Annotated in this window: 18 protein-coding genes; 6 read left to right on the top strand and 12 right to left on the bottom strand. The window is 27.3% G+C overall.

The features are described from left to right. Positions 1 to 13 precede the first annotated feature (13 nt). The 5 genes from ACQY5W_RS03085 to ACQY5W_RS03065 are packed head-to-tail and all read right to left on the bottom strand — an operon-like array spanning position 14 to position 3,581. The gene (locus ACQY5W_RS03085) at positions 14 to 718 is read right to left on the bottom strand and encodes a YdcF family protein (RefSeq protein WP_428023476.1); all 705 of its coding nucleotides are present in this window, start codon (positions 716 to 718) and stop codon (positions 14 to 16) included. Then, positions 708 to 1,505 (bottom strand): AmmeMemoRadiSam system protein B, encoded by a 798-nt coding sequence (amrB, locus tag ACQY5W_RS03080; RefSeq protein WP_428023475.1) that lies wholly within the window; start codon positions 1,503 to 1,505, stop codon positions 708 to 710. The genes ACQY5W_RS03085 and amrB overlap by 11 nt, the downstream gene beginning before the upstream one ends. Beyond that, the gene (gene amrA, locus ACQY5W_RS03075) at positions 1,502 to 2,047 is read right to left on the bottom strand and encodes an AmmeMemoRadiSam system protein A (RefSeq protein ID WP_428023474.1); all 546 of its coding nucleotides are present in this window, start codon (positions 2,045 to 2,047) and stop codon (positions 1,502 to 1,504) included. The genes amrB and amrA overlap by 4 nt, the downstream gene beginning before the upstream one ends. Positions 2,048 to 2,059: 12 nt before the next feature. Then, complete coding sequence (hemH, locus tag ACQY5W_RS03070; RefSeq protein ID WP_428023473.1) at positions 2,060 to 2,989, bottom strand: ferrochelatase; 930 nt, start codon at positions 2,987 to 2,989, stop codon at positions 2,060 to 2,062. Continuing rightward, a complete protein-coding gene (locus tag ACQY5W_RS03065; protein WP_428023472.1) occupies positions 2,982 to 3,581 on the bottom strand; it encodes an ATP-binding cassette domain-containing protein in 600 nt (199 codons plus the stop codon). The genes hemH and ACQY5W_RS03065 overlap by 8 nt, the downstream gene beginning before the upstream one ends. Before the next feature lie 144 nt (positions 3,582 to 3,725). Here ACQY5W_RS03065 and ACQY5W_RS03060 point away from each other — a divergent pair, with 144 nt between their 5' ends. Next, the gene (locus tag ACQY5W_RS03060; RefSeq protein ID WP_428023471.1) at positions 3,726 to 4,004 is read left to right on the top strand and encodes a c-type cytochrome; all 279 of its coding nucleotides are present in this window, start codon (positions 3,726 to 3,728) and stop codon (positions 4,002 to 4,004) included. 29 nt (positions 4,005 to 4,033) lie between these two features. On the opposite strand, the gene ccoS is transcribed toward ACQY5W_RS03060, so the two are convergent. Continuing rightward, positions 4,034 to 4,258, bottom strand: coding sequence for a cbb3-type cytochrome oxidase assembly protein CcoS (ccoS, locus tag ACQY5W_RS03055; RefSeq protein ID WP_428023470.1), 225 nt, complete (start codon positions 4,256 to 4,258; stop codon positions 4,034 to 4,036). After that, a complete protein-coding gene (locus tag ACQY5W_RS03050; RefSeq protein ID WP_428023469.1) occupies positions 4,259 to 6,697 on the bottom strand; it encodes a heavy metal translocating P-type ATPase in 2,439 nt (812 codons plus the stop codon). Positions 6,698 to 6,775: 78 nt separating this feature from the next. Between ACQY5W_RS03050 and ACQY5W_RS03045 the strand changes: the two genes are divergently transcribed. Beyond that, entirely contained in the window at positions 6,776 to 8,395 is a 1,620-nt protein-coding gene (locus ACQY5W_RS03045) for an EAL domain-containing response regulator (RefSeq protein WP_428023468.1), read from the top strand. Here the strand turns inward: ACQY5W_RS03045 and gmk are convergent. The 5 genes from gmk to rpsB form a co-directional block, all read right to left on the bottom strand. Next, complete coding sequence (gmk, locus tag ACQY5W_RS03040) at positions 8,392 to 9,012, bottom strand: guanylate kinase (protein ID WP_428023467.1); 621 nt, start codon at positions 9,010 to 9,012, stop codon at positions 8,392 to 8,394. The two genes, ACQY5W_RS03045 and gmk, sit on opposite strands and share 4 nt — an antisense overlap. Positions 9,013 to 9,015: 3 nt before the next feature. Further along, positions 9,016 to 9,807, bottom strand: coding sequence for a hypothetical protein (locus ACQY5W_RS03035; RefSeq protein ID WP_428023466.1), 792 nt, complete (start codon positions 9,805 to 9,807; stop codon positions 9,016 to 9,018). After that, a complete protein-coding gene (locus ACQY5W_RS03030; protein ID WP_428023465.1) occupies positions 9,804 to 10,457 on the bottom strand; it encodes an ABC transporter ATP-binding protein in 654 nt (217 codons plus the stop codon). The genes ACQY5W_RS03035 and ACQY5W_RS03030 overlap by 4 nt, the downstream gene beginning before the upstream one ends. A 64-nt stretch (positions 10,458 to 10,521) precedes the next feature. Then, positions 10,522 to 11,571, bottom strand: coding sequence for a translation elongation factor Ts (gene tsf, locus ACQY5W_RS03025; protein ID WP_428023464.1), 1,050 nt, complete (start codon positions 11,569 to 11,571; stop codon positions 10,522 to 10,524). Between the two features lies 1 nt (position 11,572). Next, a complete protein-coding gene (rpsB, locus tag ACQY5W_RS03020; RefSeq protein WP_428023463.1) occupies positions 11,573 to 12,367 on the bottom strand; it encodes a 30S ribosomal protein S2 in 795 nt (264 codons plus the stop codon). A 281-nt stretch (positions 12,368 to 12,648) separates the two neighbouring features. On the opposite strand from rpsB, the gene ACQY5W_RS03015 reads away from it, so the two are divergent. Genes ACQY5W_RS03015 through ACQY5W_RS03000 form a run of 4 tightly spaced genes read left to right on the top strand, consistent with a single transcriptional unit; the run spans position 12,649 to position 15,720 of the window. Continuing rightward, the gene (locus ACQY5W_RS03015) at positions 12,649 to 13,602 is read left to right on the top strand and encodes an AAA family ATPase (RefSeq protein ID WP_428023462.1); all 954 of its coding nucleotides are present in this window, start codon (positions 12,649 to 12,651) and stop codon (positions 13,600 to 13,602) included. Between the two features lie 3 nt (positions 13,603 to 13,605). Further along, the gene (locus tag ACQY5W_RS03010) at positions 13,606 to 14,442 is read left to right on the top strand and encodes a DUF58 domain-containing protein (protein ID WP_428023461.1); all 837 of its coding nucleotides are present in this window, start codon (positions 13,606 to 13,608) and stop codon (positions 14,440 to 14,442) included. Continuing rightward, the gene (locus ACQY5W_RS03005; RefSeq protein WP_428023460.1) at positions 14,439 to 14,822 is read left to right on the top strand and encodes a hypothetical protein; all 384 of its coding nucleotides are present in this window, start codon (positions 14,439 to 14,441) and stop codon (positions 14,820 to 14,822) included. Before ACQY5W_RS03010 ends, ACQY5W_RS03005 begins: the two co-directional genes overlap by 4 nt. Further along, positions 14,815 to 15,720 carry a VWA domain-containing protein gene (locus ACQY5W_RS03000; protein WP_428023459.1) on the top strand — a complete coding sequence of 302 codons (906 nt, stop codon included), beginning with the start codon at positions 14,815 to 14,817 and terminating at the stop codon, positions 15,718 to 15,720. Before ACQY5W_RS03005 ends, ACQY5W_RS03000 begins: the two co-directional genes overlap by 8 nt. The last annotated feature ends 5 nt before the right edge of the window (positions 15,721 to 15,725 follow it).

The raw sequence follows: 15,725 nt of genomic DNA, 5'->3' as shown, positions 1-15,725 counted from the left end.
GCTAAATAATGTATTAATCTAACATTTCTTTTATTTCCAACCAAAGAATACCCAAGTATTCATGAATAGCTAGATGGACTTTTTTTATCTCTTTTACATTTAGATAACGATTTGACTTTAACTCTTCTATTTCAAAATCTGTTGGTACAGCAATAGGATTCAATCCCTCTTTTTTAAATATTTTCATTGCTCTTGGCAAATGATAAGCACTTGTTACTAAAATAAAAGATTTATCTTTGATAAGTTTTTTAATTGCAACTGCCTCTTCAATAGTATCTTTTGGTTTTGTTTGCATAATTATTCTATTTTCATCTATACCCATACTTATTAATTCCTGCTTGGCATATAAAGCATCAGTAATTTTTTTATCTCCTTCATATCCAGAAGTAATTATTTTGGCATTTGGTAACTTTTGATTTAATTTGATTACTTCATAGGCTCTTGATTTAAAATCCCCACCAAGTAATAATATATATTCAGCCTTTGATATATCTAAATTGTTTTGATTTTTATATTTGTTTTCTAAAGATGATAATAAAAAATTTGATACAACAGAATTACTTATCAAAAATAAAAATATCAAGCCAAAAAACAGACTAAATTTAGCTTTTTTGTAGCTATTAAAAATCAAAAATATAAATACTAAAACAAGTAATAAAAAAGCAAAAGTAAAAGGTTCAAGAAATATAGAAATAAACTTTTTCAAACTAAATAACAATATCTTCTCCTAGTATAAATGAGCTGTACCCAACTACACTTTTATCATCTTTTGTAACATCATAACTTGTCTTATAATCTAAAAACTCAACTTTATAATTTAACTTTTTTGAAGCATTAATTAATGCCATAATTCCAATTATTCCACAAGCTTCACAATTTTCATCCAATAAATTTATATCTTGTTTTCTTATTGCATCTATACAATTTTGATCTAATATATTTGCTTCTTCTAAAGAATGAAAATGGCTTAAATCTGTACTTATAACTACAAAGTTATCTTTATCTTTTAAAAGTTCACTTATCAATAAAGATAACTCATCAAAATCAATTTTTCCATAAACTATCTCTAAAACTTTTTTATCAAAATAATTTTTTATAAATGGCATTTGCGTCTCAGTAGAGTGTTCCATGTGTGCATTTTCATCAAAATTAAGCCAATTATATTTTTTGATTAAATTACTAGCAAACTCTTTATCAATAGGTAAATCACCAAGTGGAGTTTCATAAAAATCAAACATACAAACTGATGCACCATCTAAGTAGTATCTATGGGAAGGACCAACAACTATTATTCGTTTTGAATTTATATTTTTTGATAAATTGTAAGCAATATTAGCAACAGAGCCTGAATAAATATACCCTGCATGGGGAACAATTATTGCTCTAGGGTTTATGTCTAATTCTATTTTTTCTTCAGATGTTTTAAAATAATCAAAATATTTCAACAACTCATTTTTTTCATCTGGATAAAATGTTCCAGAAAAATTCATTTTGTTTTTTGTCATTTTACCTTTTCTACTTGATAAGTAAAAATTTCAGGAAAATGAGTAAGTGAATCTATATCTAACCCAGCTTTTAAACTTAAATGTTCAAAAAATTCATCAAAACTTGGCAATTCTTCCCAAACTTGAGGTAAAAATGTAGCCTTATTTTGTTCTTGTTTTAATATTACTCCATCAATATTTGGTCTTATTTTTTCTTTTAATTCCTCTACTGAATCGTAAATTATCATTTTAGGAATAGTTAAAAGGGAAATCTCTATTTCTACTTTTTCAAACTCTTTTTTAGATAGGGGTTGAAATCTAAAATCTCTAAATGCAGCATTTTGTGCATTTTCTATCACATCATCTATTAACTTTCGCTGGGGCAAAAGAGAACCTATACAACCTCTTAATCTATCTTCAAGTTTTAGTGTTACAAAACATGCCCTTTGATCATTTAGAAAATCAAAATTTGATTCCAAATCAACTCTATCTATAATTGATTTATTAAAAAGCTCCTCTTCTATAGCATCTTTTGCAATTTTTAAAAGTATTGAGTTAGACATTATCACCCCTTATTAACTAATCAAATCTTTAATTACTTCAATGAATTCATCACTATCATTCACACAACTAACTACCTTGTAATCTTTTATACCTAATTTTTTTGCAATCTCTTCGTATTCAATATGAAGTTCAAACTTTGTTTCAGAATTATCAATAATAAATGCAATTGGATAAATAAGAACATTTTTATCTTTTAATTCACTCAATCTATCTTCTAAAGATGGAGTTAACCATTTCATTGGTCCAACTTTTGATTGATAAGCTAAAGAAATTGATTCAAATTCTATTCCCTTTGATTCCAAAATTTTTGATAAAATTTCCACATGCTCATTTATTTGTTTTTCATAAGGATCACCTGCATCAACTATTTTTTGAGGCAAACCATGTGCTGAAAAAATAAGATTATATGATTTTGCATCTGTAACACTATTTATTATATCACTTACAATTTTGTTATTAAATTTTTGATTTCTATAAAAGGGGTCTATTATTTTGATATTAAACTCATCTTTGGCAATATCAAGGAAATCTTCAACAGATGATTTTGTAGTTGTTGTAGAATACTGTGGATATAAGGGAAGTAAAATTACATCTTTTATACCTTTTTGCTTTAGTTGTTGTACACATTTAGGAGCAAATGGAGGAGTATACCTCATCACTTGAAATACTTCAAAATCATCAAAAGTCCTATTTAACTTTGCAACTAAATCTTCAGTTAATTTGTTAATTGGTGAACTTCCACCGATAGCTTCATAATTAAGCCAAGCAGAATTTTTTCTTGTCAAAACTATCATTGAAGCAATAAAAGAACGTAAAATATCACTTTTTACAGTAATAATATTTTTATCATTAAACATGTTTCGTAAGAACATTTCTAGCTCATCTTTATCTCTGGGACCACCCATATTTAGAAGAACTAAGGCTTTTTTATTTTCATTCATCATTATCCAACTTTATAATTTCGTCGCTACACCAAGATGCTAAGTGTAGGTCATGGGTTATTAAAAGTATTCCATAATTAGGTAAAAATTTCAAGATTAACTTCATCACATCAAGGGCAATAATATTATCCAATGCAGAAGTTGCTTCATCTACCAACAAAAGTTCTGGCTTCATCATCAATGCCCTAAGGATTGAACATCTTTGAAGTTGACCTCCACTTAGTTCATGTGGTTTTTTCTCTAATAAATCATACTCTAAAGTTAACTCTTTTAATAATTCATTCAATTCACTTTTATCAAAATTTGAAACTACATCATTTATTTGCTCTATTATTGAATAAGTAGGATGAAATGAGCTATATGGGTCTTGATAAATAGAAGCAATTTTAGAAGAGTTTATCTCCCCTTTTAGTGGTTTAAGATTTTTAGTAATAAGCTCAAAAAGTGTACTTTTACCACTTCCACTAGCTCCAACTATCGCTTTTATTTGAGACTTTTTTAATTCTAAAGAAAAATTTTCATATATTAAATTATCTTTTTTATATCCGAAGTTTAGATTTTTTATTTGAAGAACAAAACTTTCATTATCCATTTTATGCCCATATATAAATTATAAATAAACTATATAACAACTACACTTTATATAAAGTTATTTATACGATAAATAACTAATTTATATAAGCTAATAAAAAGGATTTCTAGGTAAAATTGAGCTTCAAAATTATAAGGAGAACAAATGAAAAAAATTGTTTTAGGTACATTAGTTGCTGCTGCTTCATTAATGGCTGCAAATACTGCTGCATGTGTAGGTTGCCATGGTGCAAACTTTGAGAAAGCTGCTTTAGGTAAATCTCAAATTGTAAAAGGTTGGGATGCTGCAAAAGTTGAAGCTGCTCTTAAAGGTTATAAAGATGGTTCTTACGGTGGAGCTATGAAAGGTGTTATGAAAGGTCAAGTTGCTAGACTTTCTGATGCTGATATTAAAGCTATTGCAGAACAAATCTCTAAATTATAATCATTTAGTTAAAACTTCTTTAAAGTAAGTCATTCCTTTGACTTACTTTTTTTTTCTTTTTTTTGTGACTCTTTTTTATTTTCCCTATTAATCGCGTCATTTAAATCATCTTGTGAATCAAAAAGTAATCCATCCATCATCTTATGACTATCATCAAACTGTCCTGTTTTAGCACCCCAAATAAACATTCCTAAGATTGCGAATGAAACAATTAGTCCAACAATCAACATCATAAAAAGCGTATCTTCAATCATCTATTTTCCTTTGATTCTAAGTGAATTTGCAACTACTAAAAGAGAACTTAAACTCATAGATAAAGCTGCAACAAGTGGTATTACAAATCCTGCCATTGCTAGTGGTATTGTAACCAAATTATATATTAAAGATATTGATAAATTTTGTTTTATAAATTTATATGTTTTTCGTGAAATTATAAAAGCCTCATTTAAACTTTTTAATGAGTTATTTAACAACACTATATCAGAAACAGCAATTGAAATATCTGCTCCATTTCCCATGGCAACTGAAACATTTGCACTACTAAGAGCAACTGAATCATTAACTCCATCACCTGCCATAATTACAGTATGACCTTCACTTTTAAGTTTATTTATATATTGAGCTTTTTGAATTGGATTTATATTTGCCACAACAGTTTTTATTCCAACTCTTTTTGCCACCTGTTTTGCTACATTTTCATTATCACCTGTAAGCATAATTACATCAATACCATTATTTATACTATTTGCAACAAATTCACTTGCAAACTCTTTTATCTCATCTTTTAATTCAAAGGTTGCAATAACTCTTTTATTTATAGCAAAAAGATATACAGAATTTTGTGAATCAAACTTATATCTTATTCCAAACTCTTCCATAAGTTTTTGATTTCCACCAAGTATTTCAAACTCTTTACCATCTATATTTTTATATAAAGCTCTCATACCTTTTGCTTGTACAGTTTTAATATCACTTAGATTTTTTATAACTAAATCTTTGTAATTTTTTGCCAAATACTCTTTTACAGATAAACTAATTGGATGGGAAGAACTATCAAGCAATGAATATAATAAATTTAATTTATGGATATTTTCATCCATAATTTTAACTTTTACAACTGATAATTTTCCATTTGTTACAGTACCTGTTTTATCCACAACTAACTTTGTAGCCCGAGCTAACTCTTCTATAAATTTTGCCTCTTTAAAAAGTAAACCTTTTTTTGCTAACTCTGAAATTCCAATTAAACTTGCAATTGGAGTTGCAAGAGCTAAAGCACAAGGACAAGCTATAACAATAACTGAAATTGCTACTATAAATGATTTTTCAAAGTGATTAACTCCATCATAATCAAATCCTAAATCTATTCCCAAATAATACCAAACAAAAAAAGTCAAAACTGATAAAGATAAAATACCAACTGAAAAGCCCTTTGAAATTTCATTTGCTTTATGCTCAATCTTTGGTTTTGAAGCAAGAGAGTCTTCTAAAAGTGTAACTATAGAGTTTAAAGTTGAATCTTTAAAAGTCTTAGTAACTCTATATTGTACTAAAGAGTCTTGGTTTAATGTACCAGAAAAAATTATATCATCAGCTTTTTTATATATGGGTATTGATTCACCCGAAATAGATGACTCATCAAATGAACTTTCTCCACTTATAATAATTCCATCTACACAAGCTTTATCTCCAGTTTTTAGTTCAACAATATCTCCAATTTTTATATCTTCAACTGCTACTTCTACTCTTTTCCCATCTTTTATAATAGTAGTTTCCAGAGGAATTTGACTCTTAATTGTATCAAGGGTGTCAATGGCTGATTTTTTACCAAGAACTTCAAGATATTTCCCAACTAAAACGAAGGTAATAATCATACTTACAGAATCAAAATAGCTCTCTCCTTTTGCACCAAAAAGGATAAATAAAGAATATATGTAAGTAAAACTTGCCCCAGAACTTACTAAAAAATCCATATTTAAAATACGATTTTTTAGTCCATAATATGCACCCTTATAAAATATCCAGCCACTGTAAAATAAAACAGGTGTTGATAAAATAAACTCTCCTATATGAATAAGATGTTTTACTTCTGGTGTAATACCAGTAAAAAACCCAGTATATTTTGCTACAGATAACATCATAATATTCATAGTTGCAAATACTGCAACCATCATTCTTATAAAATAGTCTCTTTTAGCACGAGAAGCTTTTTCATCTGCAATTTTAGAGTTATAAGCATATGCGTTGTAGCCTATACTTCTTATTTTTTCAATTATTTGAGAAAGTGCTATTTTATCACTATCCCAAACAATTTTTGCCTTGTTATTAGTAAAATTAATTGTTGCATCAATTATTCCATCTGTATTAAATAATACTTTTTCATTTAACCAAATACAAGCTGCACAATGAATCCCTTCAATAATCAAATCAACTTGTTTATAACCTTCAGGATTTAATGTTATATAAATTTTTTCAAAACTTTGAGTATCAAATTTATTTAAATCACTACTTGCTACAAGAGGAGGTTGAATTGTTTTATTTCCTAGTTTGTCATAAAAAGAATCGAGATTTTGATCTTGTAAAAGATGAAAGACTCCTTGACATCCTTTACAACAAAAATTTAGAGTTTCTTCTTTTATCATAACACTATCATCAAACTCCAAATGACAGTGATTACATTTTACTTTTGACACCCAAATATTCCTAAAGTTCTATTTTTTTAATTTTTATTATGATAGTATTATATCTTATAACTTTTGGAGTTAAGATTAATGATTAATAATATTTCTATATTAAAAAATATTACTATACTATATGCCGAAGATGAAAAATCACTAAGAGATATAACTCTAAACATTTTAAAAGGCTTTACAAACAAACAATTTGTAGCAGAAAATGGCCTTGAAGGCTTAGAATTATTTAAAAAGCATGAAGAAGAAATCGACCTTATCATAACAGATGTAAATATGCCACAAATGAATGGTTTGGATATGATTAAAGAGATTAAAAAAATAAATCCAAATATTCCAATTATTGTTGCTACCGCATTTTCAAATACAGAATATCTTTTAGAAGCTATTGATATTGGTGTCGATAAATATATTCTAAAACCAATTGATATGAAAAAACTTTTACAAGTGATGAGTCAATCACTGCTTTACCATGAATTAAAAGATTTATATATAGATAAACTTACAAGACTTCCAAATAGAAATAAACTAAAAAAAGATTTAGAATTAACTGCTCAAGATTTAATGGCATTGATTAATATTGATAAATTTTCAACAATTAATGACCTATTTGGTGAAGATAATGGAAATAAACTTCTTATAGAATTTTCTATGATTATTAAACAATTTTTTGCATCTGATGATTATAGAATTTATAGAATCGAATCAGATAAATTTGCAGTTGTTGCAAAAAATTATACAATGGATATCAAAGATTTTGAAACACTTTGTGAAAAATTTGCAAATCATATTGAAGAACATGCTATATTTATTGAAGAAAATGAAATTGATTTAAATGTTACTATTGGTATTGCTTGTGCAGATAATAAACTTGCATATAAATATACAGAAAGAGTTATAAACTATGCTAGAAAAAGATTTGAACAAATCTTAGTTTATGATAATTCTTTCAATATCCAAGAATCTTTTGAAGATAATATCAAATGGGTAAAAGAAGTTAAAAAAGGTCTAAAAGAGGGACTTTTTGTTGCTTTCTATCAACCTATTGTTAATACACAAACCCAAGAAATTTACAAATATGAAGCACTAATTAGATATATCAATGAACAAGGTGAAGTTATTGCTCCTATTAAGTTTTTAGATATTGCTAAAAAAGCTAAACTTTACTCTTATATCATAGAAATTATGCTTTTAGAAGCCATTGGACTAATTAAAGAACAAGGTAAAAGAGTTGCTGTTAATATCTCTTTTGATGATATTACTAATAACAAAACAACTAAAAAAATCTATGATACATTAGAAGAAAACAAAAAATATACTCATCTTTTAGAGTTTGAAATACTTGAATCTGAAGAGATAAATAACTTTGATACAGTAACTACATTTATCGATAAAGTTAAATCTTTGGGTTGTAGTGTTGGAGTTGATGATTTTGGTGCTGGGTATTCAAACTTTAACATGCTTACAAACTTAAATATTGATTTTGTTAAAATTGATGGTTCTTTGATTAAAAATATTGATACTTCAAAAAATCAACAAATTATTGTTGAAACAATCGCAGATTTCTCTAGAAAATTTGGATTTAAAACAGTTGCTGAATTTGTATCATCAGAAAAAATTTATGAAAAAATTAAAGAGTTAGATATAGATTATTGCCAAGGTTATTATTTTGGTAAACCACAGAGTAAAGATAAAATTTAATCTATCCAACTCTCTGGTAAATTAGAATCAAAAATTGTACTTTTGATTCTAGTTATATTTGCTATGCTTACTAGCTGTTTGCTAGCAGTTTCTAAGTCATCATTTACTATAAAATAATCATACTTTTGAAAATATTTTATTTCATATTTTGCATTTTTAATTCTATTTTCAATTATCTCTTTACTATCAGTTGCTCTATTATTTAATCTTCTTTCTAACTCACTTAATGTCGGAGTTGTAATAAACACAGAAGTAATTATACTATCTAGTTTTTTTCTTGCTATATCATGTCCTTGTACATCTATGTCAAATATTACAAGTTTTCCTTCACTTAGAGCTTCTTTTATTGGTTTTAATGAGGTACCATAATAGTTTCCATGAACTTCTGCCCACTCTAAAAAATGCCCTGCTTCAATATCTTCTAAAAATTCTTCTTTTTTAATAAAAAAATAATCAACACCATTTTTTTCACCAACTCTTGGTTCTCTTGTTGTTGAAGAGATAGAGAAATAATAATCATCACCTATTTCTTTGTAAACTTCTTTTAATAAGGTTGATTTACCACAGCCACTTGGTCCTGATATAATTAATATCGCACCTTTTTTTTCACTTAACAATTCTTAGCCTTTATTCACAGATAATCTTAAATCTATAATCTCACCTTGAGATAATCTATCAATAATTGATTGATTACATTTTGTTAATAGTGGTCTTAGTTCATCAATATTGTATCTATTTAAAATAAGCTCATATGGCTCATTATAATTAAAATCAAACTCATACTCTTTTACTTCACATAAAGCATCATCTATTATTTGAGAAAGGTCTTTCCAATCAGTTTCACTCATTTCAGAATCATCTACAAACTCTTTTTGAAATTTTGATTGTAAATTATCATCATTTAAAATTGAATTGATTTTTCCCAACTCACTTTTATCCAATATCCCACCACTTTTCAATGCAGCAATTGATATGATACTCTCATCAGTTTCATCTTCAATATCATAGGCAATATCATCAGCTAAAGTTTCAATATACTCTGATATATCATCAATATCTTCATCTACGTGTGAGAATTTATTTTGTTTTTCTAATTTTGCTTCTTCTTTTATGATTTCTATTTGTTCAGTTAAAATAGTAAATAAATCATGGGGCAAAAAAGGTCTTGAAATTAGAAAATCCCTTGATTTATCAAAGGGTAATTCTTCATTTGATATTGCACCTATTTTTGTTGCTTGATGTTTAATAACATTAAACCTATCATCAACTAAATCTTGATCAACAACAATAAAATCATAATTTTTACTAATATCAGTATTATCTTGAACAAAAAGTTTCATATCAAGTTTTGTACATATTAAATCAAAAATTTTGACTATCATGTTTGTTTTTGTAATCAACAATAAAGTCACTTAATCTCCTGTAGTTCCAAATCAACTAGTTTATAAACCTTGTCACAACTAAAAGCAATATCTTCTTCATGTGTTACAAGAACTAATCCAGCATTATTAGACTTTATATATTCAAATAAAGTATTCATTACATCATGTGCAGTATCTTTATCTAAATTACCTGTTGGTTCATCAGCAAAAATTATTTTAGGTTTTTTAGTTAAAACTCTAGCAATAGATAATCTTTGCTGTTGACCACCACTTAGTTCACCTATACCTTGATGTAAAACATGGCTTATACCTAAATCTTCTAAAAGCTTATTATCAACAGTTTGATTACTTAAAAATTCAGCAATCTTTAGATTTTCATCAGCAGTAAAACCTCTAAAAAGATAATGTGCTTGAAATATTATACCAAAATCTTCTCTTCTTATGTTTAAAAGATTTTTCTTCTTTATTGCATATATATTTTTATTATCAAAAATCACTTCTCCAACATCTGGCTTTAAAAGTGATGAAATAATATTTAGTAAAGTTGATTTTCCACTTCCACTTTTTCCAATAATTGCAATTGATTCTTTTTTATGTAAGGTAAGATTTATATTTTTAAAAAGGTCATAATCAAATTTATGAGAGATGTTTTTTGCTTGTAGTATAGGCTGGTCGTTCATTTTTCTCCAGTCTTAGATAAAAAGAGGTAAAAACCTCTTTTTATAATTTTTTTAAATAATTAGATTATTTACCCATTTGTGCAGCAACTTCTGCAGCAAAATCTTCTTCTTTTTTCTCGATTCCTTCACCAAGTTCAAATCTAACATACTCAACGATTTCGATTGACTCATCACAAGCTTTAATAGCTTGCTCAACTGTCATTGAATCATCCATAACATATGTTTGAGATAATAGTGCATGAGTTTTATCTAATTGTGTGTTGTCTTCAATAAATCTTGCAATTTGTCCAGGAATAATTTTGTCCCAGATTTTTTCAGGTTTACCAGAAGCTTTTAATTCTTCTTTCATTTCTGCTTCAGCTTTAGCTAAAGCTTCATCAGTTAATTGACCTCTTGTAACAAACTCAGGAATTCTTTTTAAAGGTTTACCAAGTCTTACAAGTTCTTCATTTTCTTTTTCAATATCAGCAATAATTGCTTTGTTTTCTGATTCAATAAAAGCTGGATCTAAATCTTTATAAGAAATAACACTTGGTTTCATTGATGCTGCGTGCATTGCAACTTTTTTTAATAAATCTTTTGTTTTTTCTTTTGCACCATCAGCACAAGTAGCAGCTAAAATAACTCCAACTTTTCCTAAGTGTACATACCCATTTACAATTCCATTGTCAGATGATACAGTAACCATTTTTCTAGTTACGATATTTTCACCAATAGTTGCAATTTTACTATTTAAATACTCTTCAAAGTTTACACCGTTGATAGTAGTTTTTAATAGTTCTTCTCTTTCAGTACAACCTTCAGCTTGTACATGAGCAGTAACTTCATTTGTTAATGCAATAAATTGATCATTTTTTGCTACGAAGTCAGTTTGAGAATTGATTTCTGTCATAGTTGCTTTTGTAGAATCATCATTTACTAAAATTGTAATTAATCCCTCTGCAGCTAAGTTTCCAGCTTTTTTAGCAGCTTTTGCTAATCCAGATTCTCTTAAATATTTCATCGCTTCATCTAAGTCACCATTACACTCATTTAAAGCATTTTTACAATCAAGCATTCCTGCACCAGATTTTTCTCTTAATTCTTTAATTAATTTCGGAGTTGCACCAGCCATGTTACGCTTCCTCACTAAATTCGATTTCTTCACCTTCAGCAACAGCTTCAGCAACTACTTCAGCTACTTCTTCACTTGATATAGGTGCAGTTTCAACTTCACCACCATTTGCTTCTGCGTATGCAGCTTTACCTTCATTCATAGCAGCAGCCATTTCTGTACAAAATAATTGAATTGATCTAATCGCATCATCATTTCCTGGGATTGGCCAATCAACAACGTCTGGGTCACAGTTTGTATCTAAAGGAGCAATAACTGTAATTCCTAATCTTCTTGCTTCTTGAATAGCAATTTTTTCTTTAACTGCATCAAGTACGAACATCATATCAGGTAATTTAGTCATATCTTTGATACCACCAAGATATAATTCTAATTTTTCTTCTTTTCTTGAAAGCATTAAAGCTTCTTTTTTAGTTAAAAGATCTAATTGACCTTCTTCTCTCATCTTTTTAATAATTTCTAATTTTCTAATTGATTTTTTAATTGTTCCGTAGTTTGTTAACATCCCACCTAACCATCTATGGTTAACGTAAGGCATACCACAAGAGATAGCAGCATCTTTAACTGCTTGACTAGCTTGTTTTTTAGTACCAACAAACATCATAGTTTGACCTTCAGCAGCAGCATCTCTAATAAGAGTATATGTATATCTGAAGTATCTTAACGTTTTTTGTAAATCTATAATATAGATATTTTTTCTTACACCAAAAATGTATTTTTTCATTTTTGGATTCCATCTTCTTGTTTGGTGTCCGAAGTGTACACCACACTCTAATAGGTCTTTCATTGTAACCATTGTTTTTTCCTTGTTTTTAATTTATATGTCTTCTTTTTAGCACAAAAGTAAATTTTGCTAAAAGAAGCAAAAACCTAAAGAGAACAACGAGTTGTTCTTATTAAGTAAACTTAATTGGGTTTAGCCTCTGTGCCCCTTAATGCTTTCGCACAACCCAGACCAGGATTGACACATGTGAGGTTTCTATAAAAATAGAACCGTGATTTTATCTAAGTAAACTTTAATATTTTATTAAATGAATTTAGCTAAAATCAGCCAATGATTTAAAAAGGAAACTTTATATGGATTATTTAGAAAAAATCAATGAAATAAAAAATGAATTATCAAAATCAATTATTGGGCAAGAAAATATGTGTGAAGCTTTGCTTATTGCTCTTTTGTGTGATGGACATGTTTTATTAGAAGGTGTTCCTGGACTTGCAAAAACAACAGCAGTAAAAGCACTATCAAAATGTTTAAGCCTAAATTTTAAAAGGGTTCAATTTACACCTGACTTAATTCCATCAGATATTATTGGTGCTCAAATATTCAATATGAAAACAGCAGAATTTAGTATTAAAAAAGGACCTATTTTTACAAACTTACTTTTAGCAGATGAAATAAATAGAGCTCCTGCAAAAGTACAATCAGCTCTTTTAGAAGTAATGCAAGAAAAACAAGTAACAATTGCAGATGAGACTTATACACTTGAACCCCCATTTTTAGTTCTTGCAACTCAAAATCCAATAGAATCACAAGGTGCTTATGAGTTACCAGAAGCTCAACTTGATAGATTTATGTTTAAAATATTACTTGATTATAATTCAAAAGAACAAGAGTATGAAATTGCAAAAAATGTCACTTTAAACTCTTTTGAAACGCCTAAATGTGTTGCTACAAAAACCGATTTGGATGAGCTAAAAAAAGCAGTTACAAATGTACATATAGATAAAGAACTAGAAAAATATATAGTAAATCTAATTTTTGCAACAAGAGAACCTGAAAAATATGGTTTAATTGAGATAAAAGATTATATTCAATTTGGTGCAAGTCCAAGGGCTACAATTGACATGTTTAAAGCAAGCAAAGCAAAAGCTTTCCTTAGAGGTAATGACCATGTTACACCTATAGATATTGCATTAGTTTTTAAAGATATTGTTCGTCATAGAATTGTTTTATCCTATGAAGCTCAAGCTATGGATATTACAAGTGACTATATTTTACAAAAAGTATTACAAAAAGTTGATATTCCATAAAAAATGAACAAAAATTTAAAAAAGATTCTTATCAAAACAAAAAAGCAAGTCTTTACTGAAATCTCTGGAAATAATAGTTCAAACCTTAAAGGTGAAGGTTATGATTTTTTAGAGTTAAGAGAGTATGAGTTTGGTGAAGATATTAAAAATATTGATTGGACTATTAGTGCAAAGATGAATACACCTTATGTAAAAGTTTTTCATGCACAAAAAGAACTCAATATAAATATTTTACCTATGCTAAGTGGAAGTATGATTTTTGGAACTAAAAAAATCAAACAAGAGTTAGTAACAGAGATTTGTTCTATCTTGGCATATTCAAGTATTAAACAAGGGGATCCTTTTTCGTCATTTATAATAAATGATAAGCTTGAAATTCTCACTAAAAAAAGTAAAAAATTAGCAACTATTGCAAATATGAGTGAAAAGATATATGAATATAATCCACTAGGTAAAGATATTGATTATAAACTTTTATGCAATGAAACTTTTAATATAATAAAGAAAAAATCTATACTATTTTTAATTGGTGATTTTATAGATGTTAAAGATTTTGATTTAAAACTTTTATCAAAAAAACATGAAATTTTTGTAATTATTGTAAGAGATATATTTGAAGAAGAGCCACAGGAACTTGGAAATAATAGTTTCATCGATACAAATAATGGCTTCAAATTTGAAGGAGTTATTAATAAATCTTCAATTAAAGATTATAAAGCATTTATCAAAAAAAATGACCATGAACTCTATTATCATTTACAAAAGTGCAATGTAAATTTTACAAAAATATATACACATGAAGAACCTATTTCAAAAATTATAACTTTGGTGAATAGATGAATGAATTAAAAATAAATGGCTTAAAAGAGTTAGAAACCATACCTGATGTCTCTTTTTATATGTTTTTACTTTTAATTACTGTTTGTATAATAATTACTTCATTGTTAATATATTTAATTTATAAATTTTTTAAAAATAGAAAAAATCCAAGAAAACAGTATTATGAAATACTTAAAAATATTGATTTAAATAATACAAAAACAGCAGCCTATGAAATAACTAAATACACAAAAATGCTCGCACACAATGAAAGAGAATTAAAATTGGCTGATGAATTAATAAGTATGTTAGAAGAGTACAAATATAAAAAAGAAGTAAAAAAATTTGAAAATGATGTAATTCAAAAATATGAACTTTTTATGGAAAATATAGATGTTTAATAATTTTACTTTTGAATATCCTTGGTTTTTATGCCTTATTTTTCTTTTTATATTTTGCGATTTTTTTTGTAAAGCAAAAAATCAATCCTATTATTTTGTTCATCTAAAAATATTTAATCAAGTAACATCAAATACAAATACCTTAATCTATTTACTTAAATATTTAACAATAATTTTTTCATTAATTGCACTCTCTTCTCCTATAAAAATCTTAGATAAACAAGTCTTAAAAAAAGATGGTATCAATATAATTTTAAATTTGGATACCAGTGGATCCATGAAACAAAGAGGTTTTAATTCAAGTAATAAAGAACAAAATAGATGGAATGTAGTAAATAATGTAGTTCAAGATTTCATAGAAAAAAGAGTAAATGACAATATTGGTCTTGTGGTTTTTGGAACTTCAGTATTAACAGCATCACCACTAAGTTTTGACAAAAATTCACAAAAAGAGATAATCAAATATATAGATATAGGAATAGTTGGTGAAAAAACAGCTATGTTTGATTCCCTTGCAACTTCAATAAATATCTTAAAAGATAAAAAAGCAAAATCAAATATTATAATTTTATTAACAGATGGGGAAGATACAGCAAGTCAAATTCCTCTACAAATTATCAATAAACTTGCAAGAAAATACAATATAAAAATTTATACAATAGGAATTGGTGAATCAAATAGGCAAATTCTTAATGTAATTGCCCAAGAAACAAATGCAAAATCATTTCTAGCGAACTCTAAGGATGATTTAATTGAAGTTTACAATACCATCAATAAATTAGAAAAATCAGATATAGATGATAATATCTTACTTTTAAAAGAGTATCTATTTTTTTACCCACTTTTTATGTCAATAATTTTTTTAATTTTCTATATTTACCTAAAAAACAGAGATTAGGTTGA

It is taken from the genome of Arcobacter sp. (assembly GCF_050300555.1).
Taxonomy (GTDB): domain Bacteria; phylum Campylobacterota; class Campylobacteria; order Campylobacterales; family Arcobacteraceae; genus Arcobacter.
This window is presented reverse-complemented; position numbering and strand designations above follow the sequence as displayed.

What these genes read in the sequence shown, in the direction of transcription:
- amrB (WP_428023475.1), bottom strand. Translation starts at nt 1,505, where the DNA reads ATGACAAAAAACAAAATGAATTTTTCTGGAACATTTTATCCAGATGAA.
- amrA (WP_428023474.1), bottom strand. Translation starts at nt 2,047, where the DNA reads ATGTCTAACTCAATACTTTTAAAAATTGCAAAAGATGCTATAGAAGAG.
- hemH (WP_428023473.1), bottom strand. Translation starts at nt 2,989, where the DNA reads ATGAATGAAAATAAAAAAGCCTTAGTTCTTCTAAATATGGGTGGTCCC.
- ACQY5W_RS03065 (WP_428023472.1), bottom strand. Translation starts at nt 3,581, where the DNA reads ATGGATAATGAAAGTTTTGTTCTTCAAATAAAAAATCTAAACTTCGGA.
- ACQY5W_RS03060 (WP_428023471.1), top strand. Translation starts at nt 3,726, where the DNA reads ATGAAAAAAATTGTTTTAGGTACATTAGTTGCTGCTGCTTCATTAATG.
- ccoS (WP_428023470.1), bottom strand. Translation starts at nt 4,258, where the DNA reads ATGATTGAAGATACGCTTTTTATGATGTTGATTGTTGGACTAATTGTT.
- ACQY5W_RS03045 (WP_428023468.1), top strand. Translation starts at nt 6,776, where the DNA reads ATGATTAATAATATTTCTATATTAAAAAATATTACTATACTATATGCC.
- ACQY5W_RS03030 (WP_428023465.1), bottom strand. Translation starts at nt 10,457, where the DNA reads ATGAACGACCAGCCTATACTACAAGCAAAAAACATCTCTCATAAATTT.
- tsf (WP_428023464.1), bottom strand. Translation starts at nt 11,571, where the DNA reads ATGGCTGGTGCAACTCCGAAATTAATTAAAGAATTAAGAGAAAAATCT.
- rpsB (WP_428023463.1), bottom strand. Translation starts at nt 12,367, where the DNA reads ATGGTTACAATGAAAGACCTATTAGAGTGTGGTGTACACTTCGGACAC.
- ACQY5W_RS03015 (WP_428023462.1), top strand. Translation starts at nt 12,649, where the DNA reads ATGGATTATTTAGAAAAAATCAATGAAATAAAAAATGAATTATCAAAA.
- ACQY5W_RS03010 (WP_428023461.1), top strand. Translation starts at nt 13,606, where the DNA reads ATGAACAAAAATTTAAAAAAGATTCTTATCAAAACAAAAAAGCAAGTC.
- ACQY5W_RS03005 (WP_428023460.1), top strand. Translation starts at nt 14,439, where the DNA reads ATGAATGAATTAAAAATAAATGGCTTAAAAGAGTTAGAAACCATACCT.
- ACQY5W_RS03000 (WP_428023459.1), top strand. Translation starts at nt 14,815, where the DNA reads ATGTTTAATAATTTTACTTTTGAATATCCTTGGTTTTTATGCCTTATT.